The organism is Rhodococcus sp. NPDC003318 (assembly GCF_042879035.1).
Classification (GTDB): domain Bacteria; phylum Actinomycetota; class Actinomycetes; order Mycobacteriales; family Mycobacteriaceae; genus Rhodococcus_G.
Genome location: NZ_JBIAOU010000002.1, coordinates 373,177 through 395,494 on the forward strand (window position 1 = coordinate 373,177; position 22,318 = coordinate 395,494).

The 22,318-nt window shown below is 69.7% G+C and carries 18 protein-coding genes; 7 read left to right on the forward strand and 11 right to left on the reverse strand.

What is annotated here, in order from left to right:
• Positions 1–5: 5 nt before the first annotated feature.
• A complete protein-coding gene (locus ACFYVR_RS06985; protein ID WP_387471042.1) occupies positions 6–458 on the forward strand; it encodes an STAS domain-containing protein in 453 nt (150 codons plus the stop codon).
• Positions 459–547: 89 nt separating this feature from the next.
• Here ACFYVR_RS06985 and ACFYVR_RS06990 read toward each other — a convergent pair whose 3' ends face one another.
• A complete protein-coding gene (locus tag ACFYVR_RS06990) occupies positions 548–1,483 on the reverse strand; it encodes a DoxX family membrane protein (protein WP_387471044.1) in 936 nt (311 codons plus the stop codon).
• A 110-nt stretch (positions 1,484–1,593) separates the two neighbouring features.
• Here ACFYVR_RS06990 and ACFYVR_RS06995 point away from each other — a divergent pair, with 110 nt between their 5' ends.
• Positions 1,594–2,583, forward strand: a complete 990-nt coding sequence (locus tag ACFYVR_RS06995) for a universal stress protein (protein ID WP_387471046.1) — start codon at positions 1,594–1,596, stop codon at positions 2,581–2,583.
• Positions 2,584–2,590: 7 nt separating this feature from the next.
• Positions 2,591–3,361: a beta-phosphoglucomutase family hydrolase gene (locus ACFYVR_RS07000; protein WP_387471048.1), complete on the forward strand. Its 771-nt coding sequence runs from the start codon at positions 2,591–2,593 to the stop codon at positions 3,359–3,361.
• Here ACFYVR_RS07000 and otsB read toward each other — a convergent pair.
• The 3 genes from otsB to ACFYVR_RS07015 are packed head-to-tail and all read right to left on the reverse strand — an operon-like array spanning position 3,348 to position 9,358.
• Positions 3,348–7,013 carry a trehalose-phosphatase gene (otsB, locus tag ACFYVR_RS07005; RefSeq protein WP_387471050.1) on the reverse strand — a complete coding sequence of 1,222 codons (3,666 nt, stop codon included), beginning with the start codon at positions 7,011–7,013 and terminating at the stop codon, positions 3,348–3,350. The genes ACFYVR_RS07000 and otsB overlap by 14 nt on opposite strands.
• Positions 7,010–8,671, reverse strand: coding sequence for a GAF domain-containing protein (locus ACFYVR_RS07010; protein ID WP_387471052.1), 1,662 nt, complete (start codon positions 8,669–8,671; stop codon positions 7,010–7,012). Before ACFYVR_RS07010 ends, otsB begins: the two co-directional genes overlap by 4 nt.
• A 42-nt stretch (positions 8,672–8,713) precedes the next feature.
• Entirely contained in the window at positions 8,714–9,358 is a 645-nt protein-coding gene (locus ACFYVR_RS07015) for a response regulator (protein ID WP_387471054.1), read from the reverse strand.
• A 12-nt stretch (positions 9,359–9,370) separates the two neighbouring features.
• Here ACFYVR_RS07015 and ACFYVR_RS07020 point away from each other — a divergent pair, with 12 nt between their 5' ends.
• Positions 9,371–9,742: a universal stress protein gene (locus ACFYVR_RS07020; RefSeq protein ID WP_387471056.1), complete on the forward strand. Its 372-nt coding sequence runs from the start codon at positions 9,371–9,373 to the stop codon at positions 9,740–9,742.
• A gap of 170 nt (positions 9,743–9,912) precedes the next feature.
• Here the strand turns inward: ACFYVR_RS07020 and ACFYVR_RS07025 are convergent, their stop codons facing one another.
• Complete coding sequence (locus ACFYVR_RS07025) at positions 9,913–10,431, reverse strand: flavodoxin family protein (RefSeq protein WP_387471058.1); 519 nt, start codon at positions 10,429–10,431, stop codon at positions 9,913–9,915.
• 237 nt (positions 10,432–10,668) lie between these two features.
• On the opposite strand from ACFYVR_RS07025, the gene ACFYVR_RS07030 reads away from it, so the two are divergent.
• Positions 10,669–12,168, forward strand: a complete 1,500-nt coding sequence (locus ACFYVR_RS07030; protein WP_387471060.1) for a wax ester/triacylglycerol synthase domain-containing protein — start codon at positions 10,669–10,671, stop codon at positions 12,166–12,168.
• A gap of 24 nt (positions 12,169–12,192) precedes the next feature.
• Here the strand turns inward: ACFYVR_RS07030 and ACFYVR_RS07035 are convergent, their stop codons facing one another.
• Positions 12,193–12,756, reverse strand: coding sequence for a CBS domain-containing protein (locus ACFYVR_RS07035; RefSeq protein WP_387471062.1), 564 nt, complete (start codon positions 12,754–12,756; stop codon positions 12,193–12,195).
• Positions 12,757–12,950: 194 nt separating this feature from the next.
• Between ACFYVR_RS07035 and ppsA the strand changes: the two genes are divergently transcribed.
• Positions 12,951–15,272 (forward strand): phosphoenolpyruvate synthase, encoded by a 2,322-nt coding sequence (ppsA, locus tag ACFYVR_RS07040; protein ID WP_387471064.1) that lies wholly within the window; start codon positions 12,951–12,953, stop codon positions 15,270–15,272.
• 23 nt (positions 15,273–15,295) lie between these two features.
• On the opposite strand, the gene ACFYVR_RS07045 is transcribed toward ppsA, so the two are convergent.
• Both ACFYVR_RS07045 and ACFYVR_RS07050 read right to left on the reverse strand, forming a co-directional pair.
• Positions 15,296–16,300 carry an Acg family FMN-binding oxidoreductase gene (locus ACFYVR_RS07045; protein ID WP_387471066.1) on the reverse strand — a complete coding sequence of 335 codons (1,005 nt, stop codon included), beginning with the start codon at positions 16,298–16,300 and terminating at the stop codon, positions 15,296–15,298.
• A 273-nt stretch (positions 16,301–16,573) separates the two neighbouring features.
• Positions 16,574–18,358: a glycoside hydrolase family 15 protein gene (locus ACFYVR_RS07050; RefSeq protein WP_387471068.1), complete on the reverse strand. Its 1,785-nt coding sequence runs from the start codon at positions 18,356–18,358 to the stop codon at positions 16,574–16,576.
• 208 nt (positions 18,359–18,566) lie between these two features.
• Here ACFYVR_RS07050 and ACFYVR_RS07055 point away from each other — a divergent pair, with 208 nt between their 5' ends.
• Positions 18,567–19,988 carry an MFS transporter gene (locus tag ACFYVR_RS07055; protein WP_387471070.1) on the forward strand — a complete coding sequence of 474 codons (1,422 nt, stop codon included), beginning with the start codon at positions 18,567–18,569 and terminating at the stop codon, positions 19,986–19,988.
• A gap of 26 nt (positions 19,989–20,014) precedes the next feature.
• Here ACFYVR_RS07055 and ACFYVR_RS07060 read toward each other — a convergent pair whose 3' ends face one another.
• The 3 genes from ACFYVR_RS07060 to ACFYVR_RS07070 form a co-directional block, all read right to left on the reverse strand.
• Complete coding sequence (locus tag ACFYVR_RS07060; RefSeq protein ID WP_387471072.1) at positions 20,015–20,413, reverse strand: hypothetical protein; 399 nt, start codon at positions 20,411–20,413, stop codon at positions 20,015–20,017.
• 435 nt (positions 20,414–20,848) lie between these two features.
• Positions 20,849–21,382, reverse strand: a complete 534-nt coding sequence (locus ACFYVR_RS07065) for a glutathione peroxidase (RefSeq protein ID WP_387471074.1) — start codon at positions 21,380–21,382, stop codon at positions 20,849–20,851.
• A 369-nt stretch (positions 21,383–21,751) separates the two neighbouring features.
• Positions 21,752–22,195, reverse strand: a complete 444-nt coding sequence (locus tag ACFYVR_RS07070) for an SPW repeat protein (protein WP_387471210.1) — start codon at positions 22,193–22,195, stop codon at positions 21,752–21,754.
• Positions 22,196–22,318 lie beyond the last annotated feature (123 nt).

Sequence of the window (22,318 nt, forward strand, 5' to 3'; positions counted from 1 at the left end):
CACTCATGCCCGTGACACTTCGGTACCTCGACCCGGGCATCGGGCCCGGATCATGCACAGCGCCCTCGGCCGGGACCGTGGTCGCCGCGGTCACGGGGGACATCGACGAGCCGGCCGCGTACCGATTCGCCACCGAGATCCGTACCGCCGTCGACGCCACACCGCAGACGTTGATCGTCGACCTGACGGGCGTCGACTTTCTCGGACTCGCCGGAGCACAACTCCTTGCCGTCGAGCAGATGTACGCCGAAGGGCGGGACGTCGTCATGCTGCTGGTGCCGGGTGGGCGGGCGGTCGTGCGGCCCCTTCTGGTGACCGGTCTGCTCGATCACTTCGAGTGCCACCGCACCGTGGAGGAGGCCGTCGAGGCGCGGCGGTCGGAGTTGGCCGCGCACACGGGTCTCGAGTGGCCGGTCACGAACCCGCCGCGCACGCGGGGTGGTCCGGACCGCGGGTGAGGCGCCGGTGTCGTTGGTCCCGGTGTGGTCCGGACCGCGGGTGAGGCGCCGGTGTCGTTGGTCCCGGTGTGGCGGTGAGGCGCCGGAACTCAGTGGTGGAGCTCGACGGCGCGTTCCCGGGCGGACTCGATCGCACGCTGCGCCTGCCGACGCGCGCGACGTCCGAACACCTCGGCCTGTCCTCCGGCTGTCGCGGCCCATTCGCCGCCCCGCTCCCGGGCGATCTCGGCCAGTTCCCCGCCGCGTTCGCGGGCGATCTCCGCCAGTTCCCCGCCGCGCCCGCGGGCGAGCTCCGCGAGTTCCCCGCCGCGCTCGCGGACCAGCTCGGCGAGCTCGCCCCCACGGGTGCGAGCGAGTTCGGCGAGTTCGGTGCCGTGTTCGCGGGCCAGGTCGGCCCATTCGCCGCCCCGTTCGCGGGCGACCTCGAGGGCCTCGCTGCCGCGCTCCCGGGCAACCCCGAGGGCCTCGCTGCCGAGTACTCCGGCATGCTCGGCCGCCTCCTGCGCGCGGTCGGACACGGCGGCGAGCGCAGGATGCCCGGAGTCGTTCGCGAACACCTCCGTCACCCGGTCCTGCGCGTGCCGGACGGCCCGCCGGCCCCGCCATCCGAGCGACGGCTTGCCCTCGGTGTCGACGGCCGCGATCAGGAGGGCGCCGAGCAGTGACAGGTTCTTGAAGAACTGGATCCGTTGCGCAGACCGCTCGGCGGGGTCCTCGACGTTCCAGAACGAGTGGCTCACCACGGTCGTCGGGGCGAGGCTGGCGGCCAGAGTCAGCGACGCGAGCCGGGGCGCCTTCCCCACCGCGAGCAGTGCACCCGCGCCCACCTGCACCGCCGCATTGATCTTGACCAGCGTTTCCGGATCCGTGGGAATCTTGTCCCGGACCGAGGCGGGCAGCTTGGTTGCGGCCTGCTCGACGGCGCTCGCGGCGGGCACCTTGGCGGCCGGGTTGCGCAACGAGTCGATACCACCGGCGATGAAGACGGTGGAGAGCAGCGGACGGGCGATACGGCGAACGATCATCACGGCCTCCCAATTCGGTTCCCTGCGACCGTAACGACAAATACCCCCGAGTTCATTCGGCAAACCCTCGTCGGCGTGTCCCGCGCCGGACCCCCGGCCTCCTCTGCCCGGTGACCTTCGGCCCTACCGAATCCGGGCCGTCGGCGGGAGGCTGGGACCATCAGCCCGTCGTGGAGGTGTTCGCCGTGGACGAGACGAGCCAGGACGCGCCGGTCGTCGTCGGCGTCGACGGGTCGACCTCCGCGTATGCGGCCGTTGCCTGGGCCGCCCGCGAGGCTCAGCTCCACCGATGTGCACTGAGGATCGTCTCCGCGGTCGGCGCGCTCGGTCCGTACGACGAAATCAGCCTGCCGCCGGACTATTTCGTGAAGCGAGATGAGGTGATTCGCGGGCACCTCGACGAAGCGTCGGCGATCGCGCGGACCACGTACCCCGACGCCGCGCACGCCGAGATCACCACCGCGATCCTGGAGGGCGGCGAGCGGCAGGCACTGATCGAGGCTTCGAAGAGCGCCCGGATGGTTGTGGTCGGCAGCCGAGGTCTCGGACAGATGACGGCGGTCCTGGCGGGTTCCGTCGCCACGGCGCTCGGTGCCCACGCGCACAGTCCCGTCGTCGTCATACGTGGACACGCCGGACAGACCTCCGACACCGGATCCGTCGTCGTGGGTGTGGACGGCACCGACAACAGCCGACCGGCACTCGCAACGGCCTTCGAGGAAGCGGCGCTGCGCGGGGTCGGTGTCGTCGCGGTCCACACCTGGTCGCAGTTCTCGCAATCCTCGGTTTTCGTCGACCAACTCGGATTGTCCTCCGACGCATCCGGAGTCGCGGAGCAAGCGGTTCTCGCCGAGAGTCTCGCCGGGTGGTCGGAGTGCTACCCGCAGACCCGCGTCGATCGAGTGGTCGCGCAGGGCAAGCCGGCCAGGGAACTGCAGGAACGCTCGGCGGATGCCGAACTGCTGGTGGTCGGCAGCCGGGGCAGGGGAGGTCTCGCGGGCATGTTGCTCGGCTCGACCAGTGCCGAACTGCTGCACACGGCGACCTGCCCACTCATGATCGTCCGATCCGGCCCTGCCGGTTCGCCGGACGGGAGTTGACGAGACGATGTCGGCACACGTGCCCCGGCCCCCGTCTCTGGTCGCGGTGTGCGGTCGAGCGGTGCGTGCGGTGATCTTCGACCTCGACGGGGTGATCACCGACACCGCTGTCCTCCACCGCCGCGCGTGGACCGCGGTCTTCGACGAGTTCCTCGCTCGATACGACCCGACGCAGCAGCACTTCACCGAGCAGGACTACCTGACCTACGTCGACGGGAAGACCCGGACCGACGGAACCCGGTCCTTCCTGTCGGCACGCTCGATCAGCCTCGACGAATCGTCCACCAGCGACGACCGTGACACCGTCGCCGGGCTCGCCGAGCGCAAGGACCGGATGTTCCGCGACCTCCTCGCCGCGGAGGGGCCCCATCCGATCGCGCCGTCCGTCGGTCTCATCCGCCGGCTGCGTCACGGACGGATTCCGGTCGCGGTGGTGAGCGCCAGTCGTCATGCGGCAGAGGTACTCTCCGCCGCAGGTCTCGCCGACGCCGTCGACGTCCGGGTGGACGGACTGGAGGCGGCCCGACTGAGGCTTCCGGGGAAACCGGATCCCGCGCTGTTCCTCGAAGCGGCCCGGAGATTGGGGGTAGCGCCGACGGACGCGGCCGTGGTCGAGGATGCCGAATCGGGTGTCCAGGCCGCTCGGCACGGCGGTTTCGGGTTGGTCGTCGGCATCGCCCCGCCGCTGCGCGCGACGGCGCTCGTGCGCAGCGGCGCCGATGTCGTCGTGCCTGGCGTCGACGCACTGGACTGGGAGACATGCCCTAACCGAGAGTGACGGTGCCGCCGGGCAACAGCCACGCGGTCCGGCCGCGGCACTCGATCTCGATCGGCCGTCGATCGCCGGTGGCCGCGCTCACCTGCACTTCGCGGCCGGTGATCGTCAACCACAATCGGTGCCCGCGGTACGAGATCGGAAACTCCAGGGCGCCCAGGCTTTCCGGCCAGTACGGCCCGAATGTCAATCGGTCGCCGCGGGTTTCCAGACCGGTGAAGCACCGCTGCACCAGGTCGATGCTTCCCGCCATCGCGGCGAGGTGGATTCCCTCGGCGGTGGTGCCGCCCTGGATGTCGGTGATGTCGGAGGCGAGCACCCTCTCGAAGTACTCCATCGCCCTGTCGCGGTTGGCGCGGGCGAGCACCCACGAGTGCACGACTGCGCTGAGCGTCGACCCTTCCGACGTGCGCGCGATGTAGTAGTCGATGGTGCGGGGAATCGCTTCGGGCTCGAGCCGGTAGCCGAGACGGCCGAACAGGTCCCGCAGTTCGTCAGCGGACAGCAGGTAGAAGAGCATGAGCACGTCCGCCTGTTTGGAGGCCCGGTAGCGGTTGACGTCGTCGCCCTCCGCCTCGAGAATGCGGTCCAGTCGCCGGATGTCCGGGTACCGGTCCCGGTAGCCGTCCCAGTCCAGTTCGGCCAGGTCGGCGTATCCCTCGAACTGGCTGATCACGTCGTCGTGGAACGGCACGAACATGCGTCGGCCGATGTCGAGCCAGCGGGCGATCTCCCCGGCCCCCAGGTGGAGCCCGTCCACCAGTTCGGTCCGGTTCGCGGGGGAGAGCGTGTCCAGGGCGTCCAGCGCCCGCCGGATCACCCACACCGCCATGACATTGGTGTACGCATTGTTCGTGACACCGTCGAACGGCGCGTCCGGATACCCGGTGTGGAACTCGTCCGGGCCCACCACACCCGTGATGACGAACCGGGAGCGATCCCGGTCGTACGAGGCCAGACTCGTGAAGAAGCGAGCGATCTCCACCAGCAACTCCGCTCCGTGGTCGGCGAGGAATTCGACGTCACCGGTGACCTGGTAGTACTGCCAGACGTTGTACGCGATCGCGATCCCGATGTGGTGCTGCCGCCAGCTGACGTCCGGAAGCCACCGTCCGGAAAGGGGATTGAGGTGCAGTTGCTGGCTTTCTTCACGGCCGTCGCTGCCCGACTGCCACGGGAACATCGCGCCGTCGTGCCCGGCGGTGCGGGCGGCGCGGCGGGCCTCCGGCAACCGCCGGTACCGGTAGCGCAGCAGGGCCCGCGTCAACGACGGCACCCGCAGGTTCAACACCGGCAGGACGAAGAGTTCGTCCCAGAAGACATGGCCGCGATAGGCCTCTCCGTGCAGCCCGCGCGCCGGCACCCCCACATCCAGGTCGGCCGTGGTCGGGGACACCGTCTGTAACAGATGCAGCAGGTGGAACCGCAGGATCCGAGACGCCACCAGGTGGTCGGCGAGGTGGATGCCGACCCGATCCCACAGTTGTTCCCAGGCCAGCGCGTGCCCGGCGAGGAGGTCGTCGAACCCTCCCAGCCCGGCCACCCGGCGTACCGCCGCGTCGGCGGGGTCGGACACCGCGTGGTCGCGTCCGGTGAACAGGGCCACCGTCTTCTCCACCGTGACGGACTGCCCCCGTTCGACGTCGACGCAGATGTCGTGGCCCACGAGACCGGCGGAGTCGAACCACCGCCGCCTGCCCTCCTCCGGGGCGTGATCGCGTCGCACCACCGTGCGCGCGGCCGTCGCGATCGGGACGCGCGACTGGCTGGTCTGCACGGTCAACAGGACCGAATCCGGCGCGGGCTCGCCGGCGTGCAGTCGTTCGAGGTGGTCACTGGCGAGGTCGCGATACCGATCGACGAGGGTGTTGCGCACCGAACCGTCGAGTGCCGAACGGAATTCGACCGTGCCGGACCAGTCTTCGGCCACCAGCGTCGTCGCGAGTGCGGCCACGTGCGGCTGGTCCATCGCGACGAACCGCCGCTGCACGACGCTCGTCGTCCGTCCGTCCCCGTCCCGATACCGGAACCGGCGTGTGAGAACGGCGTGCCGTAGGTCGAGCGTCTGCCGGTACGCGAGCAGGTCGGCGTCGTCGACGTCGAACCACCGCCCGCCGTCGACGCGGAACGTCGTCGTCAACCAGTTCGGCGCGTTCACCAGGCTCTCGTTCGAGATGGCCACACCCGCCCGCTCCTCGTGCAGGCGGTTGTAGAGGCCTGCCACGTAGGTGCCCGGGTAGTGGCCGGGGCCCGCCGCGGCCTCGGGTGCGCAACCGCGGCTGGCGAAGTACCCGTTGCCCACCGTGCAGAGCGCTTCGCGCAGCCGCTCACTGCCGGGGTCGTACCCGTCGAATTCGACGATCCAGCCGTCGCCCCGGGACGTGCCGCTCGGATCCCGGTCCGCGACATCGGCGAGGCGCTCCAACAGTTCTCGCACCCCGTCCGGCCCGTCGACGGCGAACCGGGCGCCGGACCGCCGATCCTCGGACTCGGGACTGCGCACCACGATCCCCGCACCGCCGGGCGTGACCGCGTCGAAGCCGTCCTCGTCGGTGAGGTCGTCCCCGACGAAGAGCGGGAGCGTCGGTGGTGAATCGGCGAAGTGCTCGAGCAGCCACCGCGCCGCCCGGCCCTTGTCCCAGGCGACGGCGGGGCGCAGTTCCAGCACCTTGCGGCCGGCCACGACGCGCAGGGTGGGCTCCGGGGCGGCCACGTCGTGCACTGCGGCCGCCACCTCGTCCACCCGCTCGGCGGCGACGGTGCGCAGGTGCACCGTCACGGTGAACCGCTTGCGTTCGACACGGGCCCCCGTGACGTGCCGCAGCCGCTCGCCGAGTCGCCGCGCGGTCCGTTCGAGCGCCGGAATCGACGCTGCCGCATCGGGATTCTCGTACCGTTGGCCCGCGGGTCCGGACAGCTCGAACCCGTGGTTGCCGCCGTACCAGATGCCGGGCACCCCGACCCGCGCCCGCACGTCCGTCAGATCGCGTCCACTGATCACGGCGACCGTGCAGTCCGCTGCCACCAGCCGGTCGAGTGCGGCGGCCGCACCGTCGACGAGGGCGGCAGCCGCGGGCTCGGTCGCGATCTCGGAGAGGGTTCCGTCGAAGTCCAGCAGGACGGTGGGCCTGCGGATGCGCAACGGAGCGGCCAGCTCGTCGCGGAGTGTGAGGGCGTCGGGGATGTCGGTGACGAAGGCGTCACCGGCTCGCAGGTCGATCTCGGCCGTCGTCGGCACGACCGCGTCGACCCCGAGTCGCAGCAACTCGGCCGCGCGCTGCGGGGTGTCCACGGCGATCACGAGCGCGAATCCCGCGCTGGCGGCCGCGTCGAGGAGGTGTTCGCCGCAGGCGACGAGCACGGCGCCCGACAGCGACATGCCGAGCTCGGCCACGGCGTCCTGCGGCCGGGCCGTGCGGGTGCGGGCCGAGAAACACCGCACGACCTCAGCCGTCTCGAGCAGGGCCGACTCGCGTCCGGCCGAGTACACCGCACATGCCGCATCGGCGCCGCGCAGCCGGTCCGCCAGCGCGGCCGTCGCGTCGATCGACCGATACCGGTCGGCGACCGGCGTCACCACGTCCAGGTCGAAGACGACGACGTGGTGCCGGCGCAGGTCGATGACGGGCCGGGTCGCGTCGTCCGTGCCGGTCATCGGTGCACCGGTGCCCGCCAGCGAACCGTGGTCCCCCCTGTCGGGGTGCTGTCGACGGTCATCGAGCCGCCGGCCGCATCGGCGCGCGCCTGGAGATTGTCGAGGCCGCGTCCACGCGGGCCCGGCACGATTCCGCGTCCGTTGTCGCTGATCTCGACGGTCAGGTCGTCGTCCACGGTGACGGCGACCGTGACCGCCGTCGCCCGGGCGTGCCGCGTCACGTTGCTGAGCCCTTCGCGGAGCACCGCCGCGGCATGGTCGGCCAGGTCCGCGGTGACCGTGGACAGCGGGCCCGACATGTGCACCGTGGTCCTCGGACCCGAGTCGGCGGTGGTGTCCGCGACCACCTTGTGCAACCGCCGTCGCAGCCGGGTGGCGCTGTCGGCGTCGTCGTGCAGGTCGAAGATCGCGGTGCGGATGTCCTGGATGATCTCCTGGAGGTCGTCCACCGTGTCGACGAGCCGCCGGTGCACCTCGGGCGACTTCGCGCGTTGCACCGTCCCCTGCAACGACAGTCCGGTGGCGAACAAGCGCTGGATCACGTGGTCGTGCAGGTCCCGGGCGATCCGATCACGATCGGCGAGCACGTCGAGTTCACGCATCTGCCGTTGGGCGTTCGCGAGGCGGAGGGCGACGGCCGCGTGATCGGCGAACGCCGACATCCGGTCCCACTCCTCGGACGTGAACGGCTCACGATCGGCACCGCGCAGGCACACGAGAACACCGGAGACCGCGCCGGCGGCGCGCAGCGGCAGCGCGAGCACCGCACCGGGTACGGGCGTCGAGCCGCCGTCGGAATCGAGATCCAGACGGTCGGTCTGCGCCGGACTGCGACGTCGGAAAGCCTCGCCCAGTACCGACCCGCACAGCGGTATCCGGCGGCCGATCAGATGGGAGGGCGCCGTTCCGGAGGTCACGCTGACCACCAGTTCGGTCAGCGCATCCTGCTCGGCGTCGGGATCGTCCGGGACGGCGAGGAAGGAACAGTCCGATCCGCTCAGTGCGACCACCTTGTCCGCGACGAGCTGGAGCACCGCGGGCGGCTCGTCTCCGCCGAGCAGCGCGACGGTGATCTCACGGGTCGCCTCCAGCCAGGCCCGCTCCCGCTGGGACCGCGCGTACAGACGCGCATTCTCGATCGCGATGCCCGCGGCCGCGGCCAGTGCCTCGAGAACGGCCTCGTCGTCCGCGGTGAACTGTCGCCCGTTCGCCTTCTCGGTCAGGTACAGATTTCCGAAGACGGTGTCGTGGGTGGTGACCGGCACCCCCAGGAAGGTTCGCATCGGCGGATGATTACGCGGAAATCCCACGGATGCAGGATGTTCCGAGAGATTCGCCAGCCGGATCGGCTCGGGGTTCGCGATCAGGACACCGAGGACTCCGCGGCCGCGGGGAAGGTCGCCGATCAGGTCCCGGGTGTGCTCGTCGATGCCCTCGTAGATGAACTCGGTCAACTCGGTGCCTGCGCCACGCACCCCGAGCGCACCGTACCGTGCATCGACCAGGCTGATCGCGGCATGGACGATGGTTCGCAGCGTCTTGTCGAGATCGAGGCCGGAGGCCACTCCGAGCATCGCGGCGAGCAGTCCGCCCACCTGGTCCCGCGCACGGGTGACGTCGAGGAATCGGTCGCTGACGTCCGGATCGTCCCTCGTCACGATCGGTCCCCTCCGAGGATCACCGGCCGGCCTCCGCCGTCGTCACGAGCGCGTCCTCGGTTCGATCTTCGTCGCCAGAACCGCCGCCTGGGTGCGTCGCTCGACCCCGAGCTTGGTGAGCAGACGTGAGACGTAGTTCTTGACGGTCTTCTCCGCCAGGAACATTCGCGCTGCGATCTGCCGATTGGTCAATCCCTCACCGAGCAGTTCGAGCAGTTTCCGTTCCTGATCCGACAGCCCGGAGAAGGGGCTCCCTTCCTCCTGGTCGCCGGCCCGTAGCCTCGCCATCAGCGCGGCCGTGGCGTTGCAGTCGAGCGTGGACTTGCCCAGACCCACGTCGTGCACCGCCCGGACCAGTTCGAATCCCTTGATGTCCTTGACCACGTATCCACTCGCCCCGGCGAGGATCGCGCCGAGAATCGCCTCCTCGTCCGTGAAGGACGTCAGGATCAGGCAGTGCAGGTCGGGTAGCCGCCCCATCAGTTCGCGGCACAGTTCGATCCCGTCGCCGTCCGGCAGTCGCATGTCGAGAACGGCGACGTCCGGCCGCAGAGCAGGGATCCGAGCGAGCGCGGTGGAGCAGTTGCCTGCCTCCCCGATCACTTCGAGGTCGGGATTCGACTCCAGAAGCTCGACCAGACCCCGACGAACCACCTCGTGGTCGTCGACCAGAAAGACCTTGATCATGCGGCAACCTCCGTGCCCGCAGCTTCGCAGCCAGTCCCACCGTACTTCAGTTCCACGCCCCGCGGGCAGGGCTGGGAGATCGATTCCGGCGGCACGAACCGCGCCGCGACGGGCACGACCGATGACGAGGGAACGATGACCTTCGTCCCTGGGCGGGTCGCGCGGACTCGGCGAGGTGACCGGTGTCATGCTCGGGTCACTCGCGCCGTAGCCAGGGACCGGCCCGCACGAGAACCGGCCGAGCGGTCGGCGCAGGTGCAGGCGCAGCTCGTGGTCGTCGGATGTCGGGGGCGGGGCGGATTCGCCGGCCTGCTGCTCGGGTCCACGAGCCGGGCACTGCTGCACACCGTCGGCCGTCCACTGCTGATCGTCCATTCGCATTGAGATCGTCGACCGGGTGCGGTGACCCGTGTCCCGGTCCGCCGAGGAGAACCGTCGTCGCCGGAGAGAGGACCTGAGCCGTCCCGGGGGTGCACCGCGGCCGGACTCGCTGCCGAGGAGCGGCAGCGAGTCCGGTTGTGGCGCCGGGTGTACGCGTCGAGGGCTCCGTGCGGTCAGCCCTGTCGTGCGAGCGACCGTCCCCACTGCTCGGCCCGGTTCTCTTCACCGTCCTCGAGATGCGACTGCTTGTCGACCAGGAAGCTCTCCGAGTCGACGACGAGGTCGTACCCCAGGTGGCGGAGCTTGCGCCCGATTCCCTTGGACGCCCTGCCGGTCAGGAACGCGGGCGCGTGCCCCCGGGTGTCGAATGCGGCGGCGTTGCCGTGGCCGTGCGGAAGGGACGCGAGCCAGTCCCGGATGCCGTCGTCCGCGGCGTGAGGTTCGAGCGTGACGTCGTTGTCCGGGTCGCTCGCGGTCTTCACCGCTCCGCGTCGCGTCGACGGCCGGCTCATCCCGTGTGCATGCGTCGGACCTCCGACGACCACCAGGTCGTATCCCGACAGGTCCTCCTGCCGGGCCTGGGACACCGGAAGGGTTGTGACGGCACCGGATGCGGCAGCACCCCGCGCGATCGCTTCCGCGACGTGGCGGGTGTTTCCGAACATGGATTCGTAGACGACGAGTGTCCGCATGACGATTCCTCCTTCAACGACCCTGCGGCTCGGACAACCCTGCGGCGCAGGGCCACTGCCTGTCATGAAACCCGCTCACCCCGGTCGCGGGCTAGGGCCGAACGACCTCACGGGTGTTCTCGGGGAAACGTCACGGGCGGCGGGGACGCGGGCAACGCGAGGTCGAAAGACCCTGTGACGGTGCACGAGTTCGCGGGACACTGTGGAACGGCGGGGTGCAGCGCCGTGGAGGTCCCCATGAACCACATGACACAGACGGACTTCATGTCGTGGCGGATGGAGTCGGATCCGATCCTGCGTTCGACGATCGTCGCCGTCGCGCTGCTCGATCGGCCACCGGACTGGCCGCGGTTCGTCGAGATGATGGAACGCGGCACGCAGCGGATGCCGGCCTTGCGGCGCAAGGTCGTCACGGCCCGGTTTCGGCCGGCTCCGCCCCGATGGATGGATGACCCCGACTTCGACCCGAGTTGGCATCTGCGCCGTCTCGCGCTCCCCGCCGGCAGCGGCTGGTCCGAGGTGCTCGACTTCGCCCGAGTGTGCGCGATGACAGCGTTCGACAAGGAGCGTCCGCTCTGGGAGTTCACCGTGCTCGACGGCCTCGACGGCGGGCGGGCCGCACTCGTGATGAAGGTGCATCACAGCCTGACCGACGGAGTCGGCGGCATGCAGATCACCCGGGAGATCGTGGACTTCAGCCGGGAGGGCGGTCGCCGGGAGGTCTCGCCCGTCGGCACACCGGCAACACCGGAGGGGGCGTCCTCGCGGTTCGGCGGCTACCGGAACTCAGCGATCCGGTTGGTGGGGGCGCCGACGGCTCTGGCCCGGCAGGGCATCGGCCTCACCCGCCACCCGGTGGGCGCCCTGCGTGCGGGCGTCGCCGCGGTGAGATCGACGATGCGGCTCACCCGTCCGGTCCTGAGCACGCTGTCGCCGGTGATGACCGAGCGCAGTACGCGGCGACACCTCGCAGTGCTGGACGTGCCTGCGCAGGCGCTCGACACCGCGGCCGCGACGGCCGGGGGCTCCGTCAACGACGCCTTCCTCGCGTCGGTCCTGCTCGGCATGGCCCGGTACCACCGACACCACGGAAGCGACGTCTCCCGCCTACGGCTCACCATGCCCATCAGCCTGCGCACCGAACGGGACCCCGTGGGAGGCAACCGCATCACGCTCGCACGGTTAGAACTGCCGACCGACATCGACGACCCTGCCGAGCTGATCCGCCACGTCCACGCGGTCGTCGGGCGGTGGCGTCACGAGCCGGCGGTGTCGCTCTCTCCCGTGATCGCCGGCGCGCTGAACCTTCTTCCCGCGTCGGTGTTGGGCGAGATGCTCGCGCACGTCGACTTCGTCGCCTCCGACGTGGTCGGTTCACCGGTGCGGTTGTTCACGGCGGGTGCGGAGATCCTCCGGTTCTACGCGTTCAGCCCGACCCTCGGGTCGGCGTTCAACGTGACCCTGCTGTCCCACACGTCGCGGTACGGCGTCGGGGTGAACGCCGACGTCGTCGCCGTGCCGGATCTCGACGAGCTGATTCGGTCGCTCGTAGACGGATTTCGTGCTGTGCTCACGCTGTGTCCGGACGATGTGGACACGACCGTGGTGCCCGGCCCGGACGTCGATCGTCGGCCGCCGACCGATCCCGCGGTCGCCACCGATTTCCGGACCTCGGTCGCGGACGGGGACGATCGGGCCGACCACGGCAGGGACACGCACCCGTCGCGACACACGTGACAGGAGCGAGGCGGACGGGGCGGATCAGCCCTGCGGGAACCGGACGGCCGTCACCCCCGGAACCGTCTCGGCGAGCGCGGTGACCACCCCCGCTTCCGGGTCGTCCCCGGTGAGTCCGGCGACCTCGACCCGGCCGTCGAGCACCTCGACCGTCCAGCGGCGCGCCCCCGCGTACACGTCGAGCCGGTGCTGCACCTCGCGCTGGATGTGACTGTCGTCCATGGCCAGGAGACCGATCAGGTCGCGCCGGGTCACGATTCCCACGATGTCGTGGTCCTGGACGATGGGGATGCCGCGCAGGCCCGACCGCAGCATCGCGGACGCGAGGTCGCTGACGTCGGCGTCCGGACGCATCGCGACCACCGGACTGGTCATCGTCTCCGCCGCCGACGCGTCGGGGCTGGGATGACGGCGGAACTTCTCCCGGAGCAGATCCCCCTCCGAGACGATGCCCACGAGCTTGTGGGCGTCGTCGACCACGGGCAGGACGGTGAACCCGGACTCCTCGACGATGCGCAGGCACTCGTCGATCGGAGTCGCCTCGGTGACCGTGGTGACCGGGCTGCTCATGATGTGTCGCGCGTGCATGACGGCTCCTTCCCCTCGAATCCAGCGTCGCCACCGGAGGCCGGGCGGGGAAGGGTCGTTCGTCCCTTCCTGCCCGTCCGACGGCTGTGCGGCGCGTCGGCGGCCGGTCTCGGCGCGGCCGCAGCGATGACATTCGGCCCTGTCCGATCGACGCGGCTGCGGTGTTGGCTGGAAGGAGACGACGAGGAGTTCCGATGACCACCACCCCAGCACCCGTCGAGAACCGTTGGCTGCGCAAGATCGATCGCCTCCGTCTGACCGATACACCCGGTGTCGGCGGCAAGGCCGCGAACCTCGGTGAGCTGACGTGCTCGGGCTTCCCGGTCCCCGCGGGCTTCGTCGTGACCAAGGACGCTTACCTCGCCGCGATGGACGGTGCGGGCGTGCGGGACACCCTGCGCGCCCGGAGCGTCCCGCCCGCCGGGGCCACGGAGGAAGAACTCTCCGTCGCCGCCCGGGAACTGCGCGCCCTCGTTCTCGGTGCATCCGTGCCCGACGACCTGTGCGCCCGGATCGAATCGGCCTACCACGACCTCGGTGACGAGGTCCGGGTCGCGGTGCGGTCCTCGGCGCCGGGGGAGGATGCCGCCGACACATCCTTCGCCGGTATCCACGACAGCTTCACCAACGTCGTCGGTCCGGAGGCCCTCGTCGAGGCCGTCAGCAAGTGCTGGGCGTCGTTGTGGTCCGAGCGGGCGCTCACCTATCGCAGTGTCCAGGCGGTCGAGACGGAGCCGGCGATCGCGGTCGTCGTCCAGACGATGGTGCCCTCGGACCGGTCGGGGGTGGCCTTCACCGCCGACCCGCGAACCGGCGCCCGGGATCGCATCGTGGTCGAGGCGGCGGCCGGCCTCGGTGAGGTGGTGGTGGGCGGCGAGGTCGAACCGGACACCTACGTGGTGGCCAAGGACGGGTACCGGTTGCTCGACGTACACGTCGGCGCACAGGATTTCGCGATCACCGCCGACGGCACCGGCGAACACCGCGTCGAGATCCCGATCGCCGAACGCGGCAGACGAGTCCTCACCGACGAGCAGGTCGAGCGCCTCGGGCGCCTGGTCGCCGCGGTGGAGGAGCATTACGCGGCTCCGCAGGACGTCGAGTTCGCGTTCGCCGGTGACGACCTCTGGCTCGTCCAGACCCGCCCGATCACGACCCTCGGCGCCGCACGGGAGCAGGCCGACACGGCGTCGGCGCCGACCGGCCGCATTCTCGCTCAGGGACTCGGTGCCAGCCCGGGAACGGTGTCCGGTCCCGCACGCGTGCTGCGGTCGGTGGCCGACGCGCACCGGCTGCACGACGGTGACGTCCTCGTTGCCCCGATGACCCGGCCCGACTGGCTGCCCGCGCTGCGTCGCGCGTCGGCGATCGTCACCGACGGCGGCGGAATCACCTGCCACGCCGCGATCGTCGGACGGGAACTGGGCCGGCCCGTCATCGTCGGCACCCGGAACGCCACGACGGTGCTCGTCGACGGCGGCGTCGTCACTGTCGACGGCGATGCGGGCACCGTGTCCGAGGGCGCCGTGGTCACGCCGGCCCGCGTCACCGTCACGGCCCCGGCAGGCGCGTTCGCTGCCGAACCCGCGCGGGCCGAAACCACCGCGACCGCGGTGTACGTCAATCTGGCCACCCCGGACGCCGCCGATCGGGTCGCGGCGACCGATGTCGACGGGGTCGGACTCCTGCGCGCGGAGTTCATGATCATGGACGCGCTGCAGGGGACGCACCCCGCGACGTTGCTCGCGGAGGGCCGCCGCGACGAGTACGTCGCGAAGATGGCCGACGGGGTCCGTCGGATCGCCGCGGCCTTCGCGCCCAGACCGGTCGTGTACCGCGCAATCGACCTGCGCACCAACGAATTCGCGAACCTCGTCGGCGGTGACACCGAACCCGTCGAGGACAATCCGATGATCGGCTACCGCGGTTGCTACCGGTACGTGCGGGAGCCGGAGCTGTTCGCCCTCGACCTCGACGTGGTCCACGCCGTCCGGCAGCACAGCCCGAACGTGCACCTGATGATTCCGTTCGTGCGGACCCGGTGGGAACTCGAGAGCTGCCTGCGGCACCTCGACGCCCATCCACTCGGGTCGGACCGGCGGATGCTGCGGTGGATCATGGCCGAGGTCCCGTCGGTCGCCTACTGGATTCCGCACTACGCGACCCTCGGCATCGACGGAGTGTCGATCGGTACGAACGACCTCACGCAACTCGTCCTCGGGGTCGACCGCGACTCCGAGATCTGCCGGGACCTGTTCGACACGATGGACCCGGCCGTTCTCGACGCCGTGGACACGATCATCCGACGGGCGACCCGTGCGGGGCTCACCACGTCACTGTGTGGGCAGGCGGTGTCGACGAGCCCGGAGTTCGCCGAGCACCTGGTCCGGCAGGGGATCACGTCGGTGTCGGTGGCCCCGGACGTGTCCGCCCGCACCCGGCGCGTGATCGCGGCCGCCGAACGTCGGATCCTGCTCGATCGGGCCCGTGCACCGGAGCCCCCGCCCTCGGCCTGACGCGCCCGGGCGTCCGGGCGCCCTCACGGGCCGGTGCGAGGTGTCCCCACGGACAGCACCGTCTCGACGGGGCGCCGCGGGGTCTGGCGGGGAGCGGCCGCTCTCGCCGTGACGCCGATCCTGACGAGAACTTGCGGAAACCCGCCGGAGGGGAGGAGTTCGCGAATCATCGCGCGGCTCTGCCGCAGTTCGGTGACGTGGGTGAGCGGGCACGTCGCGAGTTCGTCGACAGTGGCTTCGAGCAGCACCACCGACAGTGCCTCACCGGCGCGCAGCCAATCGCGCGGTCCGTCGGTGTCCGTGCTCAGGACCAGAACCGTCGAGTGGTCGATCGCCTCCGCGTCGATCGCCCCGGTGGTGTCGTCGTCCTCCCCGGCGGGGAATCCTCGACCGATGTCGACACGGGAACGGCTCTCGGCCGTTGCCAGCGCCTCCGGAGGAATGCCGCCGAAGGGCGCGGAATGACCGGTCCACCAGTGCAACTCCGCCTGGTACGCGGAGTCGTACCTGCGTGCGGATGCCGTCGCCGCGGTCGCGGCGGCCAGCGTCGGCCGCGCATCCGGCGGCAGAACGGTGAGTGCAACGGCGCGCCGACCCACCAGTTCCGGCAACGCGTGCGGAAGCTGCCGGCTCCCGCCGACCGCTCCGAACGGCCTGCGATCGGAGTACCGGTGCCGGATCGCGGTGAGCAGATCGAAATCGTGCGACCGTGGTTGCGCATCCCGGTGGAAACGTACCGTCGCCAGGTGCAGGGAATCCGCGCCGTCGGGAAGTCGCACGGTGTCCGTCGCCCATCGCAGTGTGGTCAACGCCGTCTCCAGGTGGTGCAAGGCCGCACCACAACTGACCACGAGTTGCCGACCGGTCGGATCGGCCTCCGGCAACAGGCGACTGCGGTCGGCGTGCAGTTCCAGCTGTCCCGCCGCGTACGCCCACTGCCACGGTTGACTGTTGTGGACCGACGGCGCACGACCGGCGAGGTCCACCGCAATTCGGATCACGTTCTCGTCGGGAATGGTGGTGTTCACGGTCGTCTCCAGTTTCGGCCCGTCGACCCCCGGCCCTCGCGGTGCCGGTTCCGGTGCACGAGACCAGTGTCCCTCCGCGACCGGTCCACGGGTTAGGGCCGATTGTCACCGACCGACCGCACACGACCGAGGTGGCCGGTGGCCTTCGACCCGGGTCGGCGTACCGGTTCAGCGCGTGTCGTTGCGGGCGGGCAACTTTCGCATCGCGACGTTCGTCCGAGTGTCGTGCCCGGCCAGGTGGCGCGGCGCCCGCGTGAACTCGGTGCCGTGACGTCACATCGGGTTGTCGTGGTGCTGTTCGTCGGCGTGGGCGATGGCGTACGCGGCGCCGATGAGGGTGAGGTGACTGAACGCCTGGGGGAAGTTGCCGACCAGGCGGCCGCGGGCGACGTCGTACTCCTCGGCGAGCAGACCGAGATCGTTGCTCAGGGCGGTGAGCCGCTCGAACAGGGCCCGCGCCTGGTCGGTGTGCCCGTTCATCGCCAGCGCACTGACCAACCAGAAGGAGCAGGCGAGGAACTGTCCTTCGCCGCCGGGCAGGCCGTCGTCGGTCTGTGCTGTCGAGTACCGCGAGACGAAGCCGTCGCGGCCGAGTTCCCGGGTGACGGCGTCGATGGTTCCGCCGACCCGGGGATCGGTGCCCGGCAGGAACCCGACCAGGGGGATGGTGAGCACGCTGGCGTCGAGTTCGGTGGACCCGTAGTACTGGGTGAAGGTGTTGCGCTCCGGGTCGAATCCGAGATCGCAGACCTGGCGGTGGATCTCGTCGCGCACGGCGGCCCACCGCTCGAGCGGGGCGGGCAGGCCGTGACGTTCGGCGATGCGGACGGCGCGGTCGAAGACGACCCAGGCCATGACCTTGGAGTGGGTGAAGTGCCGGCGGGGACCGCGGGTCTCCCAGATGCCGTCGTCCGGTTTGTGCCAGATGGTCTCGACGTGTTCGATCACGGCACGCCACCGTGGCCACAACCGGGGGTCGATGCGTCCGAGGATCTCCACACCGGTGAACGCCATGTCGATCACCTCGCCGTAGACGTCGAGCTGGAACTGTTCGGACGCGGCGTTGCCGACACGGACCGGCCTCGAGTTCTCGTAGCCGGGGAGGTGGTCGAGTTCGAACTCGGTCAGGCGCCGCTGCCCGCCGATGCCGTACATGATCTGGATCTGCGTGGGGTCGCCGGTGCCGACGCGGGTGAGATAGTCGCGGAACGCGAGCGCCTCGTCGGTGTACCCGGCGTCGAGGAGCGCCTCGAGCGCGAGCGCGGAGTCCCGGAGCCAGCAGTAGCGGTAGTCCCAGTTGCGCTCCCCGCCGAGGTCCTCGGGAACGGAGGTGGTGGGCGCGGCCACCATCCCGCCCGTGGTCGCCGAGGTCATGGCCTTGAGCACGATCAGTGAGGTCAGCACCTCCTCGCGGTAGGGGCCCGAGTACACGCAGCGCCCACTCCACTGCCGCCACCACTGCTCGGTGCGGGCCAGCGCCGAGTCGGCGTCCTCGACCGGCGGCGCCTCCTCGAAGGAGGAATGCCAGCACAGGGTGAATCGGGCGCGGAGCCCCTCGGTGGCGGTGAAGCCGGCCTCCACGGCTCCGTCGTCGACACGCAGCGGCACCACGGTGGCCAGGCGGAACGTGTCCGGTCCCGCGGTGACGCGGATCCCGTCCGGCGCCGGATCCACCGAGGGTGCAACGGAACCGTAGTCGGGGCTGATCACCAGCCGCATCCGCATCGGCACCCGGCCACGGATACCCTCGACGATCCGCATGAGCCGCGGTGGTCCGTCCGCGCGCCGCGGCATGAAGTCGATGACGCGCACCGCGCCGTCGGTGGTCTCGATCTCGGACTCGAGCACCAGCGTTCCCGGCCGGTAGCGTCGGGCCCTTCCTCGGATCTCACAGTCGGGGAACAGGCTCCAGCGACCGTGCCGATCGTCGCCGACGAGGGCGGCGAAGCACGACGCCGAGTCGAAACGGGGCAGGCACAGCCAGTCGATGTTGCCGTCCCGACTGACGAGAGCTGCAGTCTCCAGGTCCCCGACGAGCCCGTAGTCCTCGATGCGCATGCCGATCTCCCGCTGCCGGACGCCGTTGTGACGACAGGTGTCACGCCGGGCCGGTCCATTGTCACCGCTCGAAGCGCTCCACGCAGCGCATCGACGCTCTCCTCCGCCGGAGGCCGGAACTCGACAGGCCGCGGCCGCGATCAGCGGGTAGGGTCAGCGACCGTCGAACCGTGGCACCAGGCGTTGTACACCGAGAAGCAGGTGCGAGATGACTACGCGAGACGAGCCGGTACGGCGCCCCACCACCCTCCGCCGGGTGCTGATCCCGCTGGCGTTGGCCCAGTTCATCTGCAGCTTCGCGGGTTCGAACATGAACGTGATGATCAGCGACATCAGCACGGACCTGGGCACCACCGTGCAGGGAGTTCAGGTCGCGATCACGATCTTCCTCCTGGTGATGGCGGCGTTGATGATCCCGGGAGGCAAGCTGACCGACAAGTTCGGGCGGAAGCGGTGCTTCACGGTAGGCCTCGTCGTCTACGCGGTCGGTGCCCTCCTCAGCGCGGCCGCGCCGAATCTCGGAGTGCTGATCATCGGCAACTCGATCCTCGAAGGTGTCGGCACCGCACTGCTCATCCCGCCGGTGTACATCCTCACGACGCTGCTGTTCACCGAGATCACCTCGCGGGCGCGCGCATTCGGGGCGATCAGCGCGATGGGAGGCATCGGCGCGGCCACAGGTCCGCTGATCGGGGGCCTGATCACGTCCGCGATCAGCTGGCGGGCGGCATTCGTGTTCCAGGCCCTGGTCATCGTGGTGATCGTGTGGCTGGCCCGCAGCATCACCGATCCGTTGCCCGCGGACCGCGACCGACCGTTCGACACCGGCGGCGCGATGCTGTCGGCGGGCGGCCTCGTCCTCGTGGTGGCCGGCATTCTCGCCGCCGACGAGAACGCCTGGCTGATGGTCGGTCTGATCGCCACCGGAGCCGTCGTACTGGTGTGGTTCTTCCGCGCCACCCGAGCGAAGGAGCGCGCCGGGGTAGAGGCGCTGCTGTCGACTGCGCTGTTCCACGTCCGCACCTCGAATCTGGGACTGGTCACCCAGAACACCCAGTGGCTGCTCCTGACCGGCATCTCGTTCGTCGTGTCCGCGTACCTGCAGGTGGTGCGCGGGTACGACGCGATCGAGACCGGGGTGGTGTTCACCGCGGAAACGGCCGGGCTTCTCGTGGCGTCCCTCGCGGCGGGAAGGCTCGCGAAACGCTGTGCGCAACGTACCCTCGTCCTGGCGGGCTTCGTCGTGGTGATCGCCGGCATCGCTGTCCTGCTGACGATGGTGCGCGGGGCGGCGACCGCCTGGGCGTTCGTGCCGGGACTCCTGCTGATCGGTCTGGGTCTCGGGGTGATGCTCACGCCGTCGGTCAACATCGTGCAGTCCGCATTCGCGGAGCACCTCCAGGGGGAGATATCCGGGCTCTCGCGGAGTGTGTCCAACCTCGGCTCGTCCCTCGGCGCCGCGATCGCCGGCACCGTCCTCGTCGCGGGGATCACCGCCACCCCGGAGCGGTCGTACGCCCTCGCCATGATCGTGCTGGCCGCCGCGGGAACGGTCGGTTTCGTCGCGGCGGCGCTCCTGCCCCGCGTCCCCGCCGACCCGGTAACCCCGACGACCCGGCCCGAGCGCTGACGCGCATCGGGCCGGGTCGCGGAGTGTCAGACGGCGGCCGGCTTCCAGGTCGACACGGCCCAGATCACGACGACGTCGAGCGCGATGATCAGGATCGACCACCACGGGTAGTACGGAATCCACAGGAAGTTCGCGATGATCGAGATCGCCGCGACCACGATCGCGGAGATCCGCGCCCACCCCGCACCCGTGAACAGTGCGAAGCCGACGACCGCGACGATCACACCGAGCACGATGTGAATCCAACCCCACGTGGTCAGGTCGAACTTGTAGACGTATTCGATGCCGACCACGAACACTTCGTCCTTGGCGACGGCCGCGATTCCCTGGAAGAACTGCACGATGCCGACGGTCACCATGATGATGGCGGCACCGAGCGTCGCACCCTCCGCCCACGCCTGCTTGGTCGATGATGGTTCGGACATGACCCTTCCCCTTCCGTAGGAATGACCGATCCCAGTTGCTCCGGGCGGCCGCCCGGGCAACTCATTGTCAACCACAGGCCGTGAAATCTCCTGTTGTCGACCCGCTTTCGTGTCGCAGTCGAAGAGGAGGCCGATACCCTCGCAGCATGTCCCCGGGACCGCTTCCGCGTCCCCAACGTGCCGTCGGGTCACGTGACGGTCACTGGGAATCGGCCGCCGCAGGAGGGAGATCGGCGGTGTCGAGCCTGACTGCCGTGGGAGACGGATTCGTCGTTGCGCGACAACGAACTCGGAGCCGAGTTCGCCGACGTGTGGTGTGCGCTCCGGAAGGCGTGGATGAATCGGCAGTCCTTGTGGCGCTCACGGAACCGCCCCGAGGGACCGGACCGGTGCGGTCCGGTCCCCCGGGGCGGTGAGCTGGATTCCGAGCTGCGTCTAGACCAGGTCGGCGAGCGCCGCCTCGATGTCCGCCGGCAGGACGGTCGGCTCGAAGCGCTGCACGACCTTGCCCTCGGGGTCGACGAGGAACTTGGTGAAGTTCCACTTCACCGCGTCCGTGCCGATCGACTCGGGCATCGTCTTGCTGATGTGCTCGTACAGGAAACCGTGCTCCGGGCCGAAGTCGCCGGGCGCCTCGGCGCGCAGGTGCTGGTACAGCGGATGCGCGTCGTCACCGTTGACGTCGATCTTGCCGTACACCGGGAAGGTGACGTCGTAGTTGATGCGGCAGAACTCCTGGATCTCGGCGTCCGTGCCCGGCTCCTGGCCCGCGAACTGGTTGCACGGGAACCCGATGATCTGCAGGCCCAGAACGTCGGACTTGCGGTTCAGTTCCTCGAGGCCCTCGTACTGCGGGGTCAGACCGCACTTGCTGGCGACGTTGACGATGAGCAGGTACTTGCCGGCGTAGCCGCTCAGGTCCTCGGTGGTGCCGTCGGCGGTCGCGACGGTGAAGTTGTGGACGCTCATGAACACTTCCTCTGGAATGTCGTGTGGGTGGAACGGACCAGCTGTTTCGGATCATGCGCAGGGGCACGCCCTGTCAAGCTTCCCCGAACCCCTGGATCATATTGGCCGACACGACATCCCACCCTGACGACCTGCCCGATCGCCCGCGACGGCGGTTGGAAAGCAGACACCGACACAGGCGCCGCACGAGGACGCGAGGGCTCAACTATGGTGACGAAACCGGCGTTCGGCCTCGTCACCATGGTTGCCATTTGTTCGGGCCGGAGGGGCGCGCCTGGAGTCGACGTATGCAGCACTCCTGGAAACGGACGGGCAGGGTCCGCGAGGAGACGGTAGTCGCCGCAAGTCGTACCGCTCCGGCTCCTCGGTTCACCGCTGTCGCGAGCGCCTCATGAGATTGGGGCCGGTGGCGGCCATGGCGAGGGCAAGGATGCAGACCGCCGCTCCGGCGACCACGTTGGACCAGATCATCGAGGTGGTTGTGTCCACGCCGACCACGATCCACGGAGAGACGATCAACCAGATCCCGAGGACCGGGGCAACGAACGTCATACCGTGGGTGCGTCCGTATGCGGACAGGAAACCGACCGCCAGTGCCGCGATCGCGAGTCCGGTGATCAGATTGCTCATGGTCAGCGACATCTGCCCCGCGAAGCCGACAATCCAGGCCGACGCGGCCGCATACAGGCCGGCGATGAGCATGAGCCCGTCGGCGATCTGCGCGGGTGGTTGTTCGGCCGCCTCGTCGTAGCGCTGACGCAATTCGACGATGTCGGGATGGGTGTGGATGGGGCCGTGGGTAGAGGTAGACATTGTCTTCATCTCCGGAGGAGGGGCGTCAGGATCGACCGTGCGGGTCAGCGTGTGGATACCCAGGCCGACGGCGGTCGAAACGATGATCACCGAACGCGCTGGTGTCGGTTGCGGAGGGTGTGA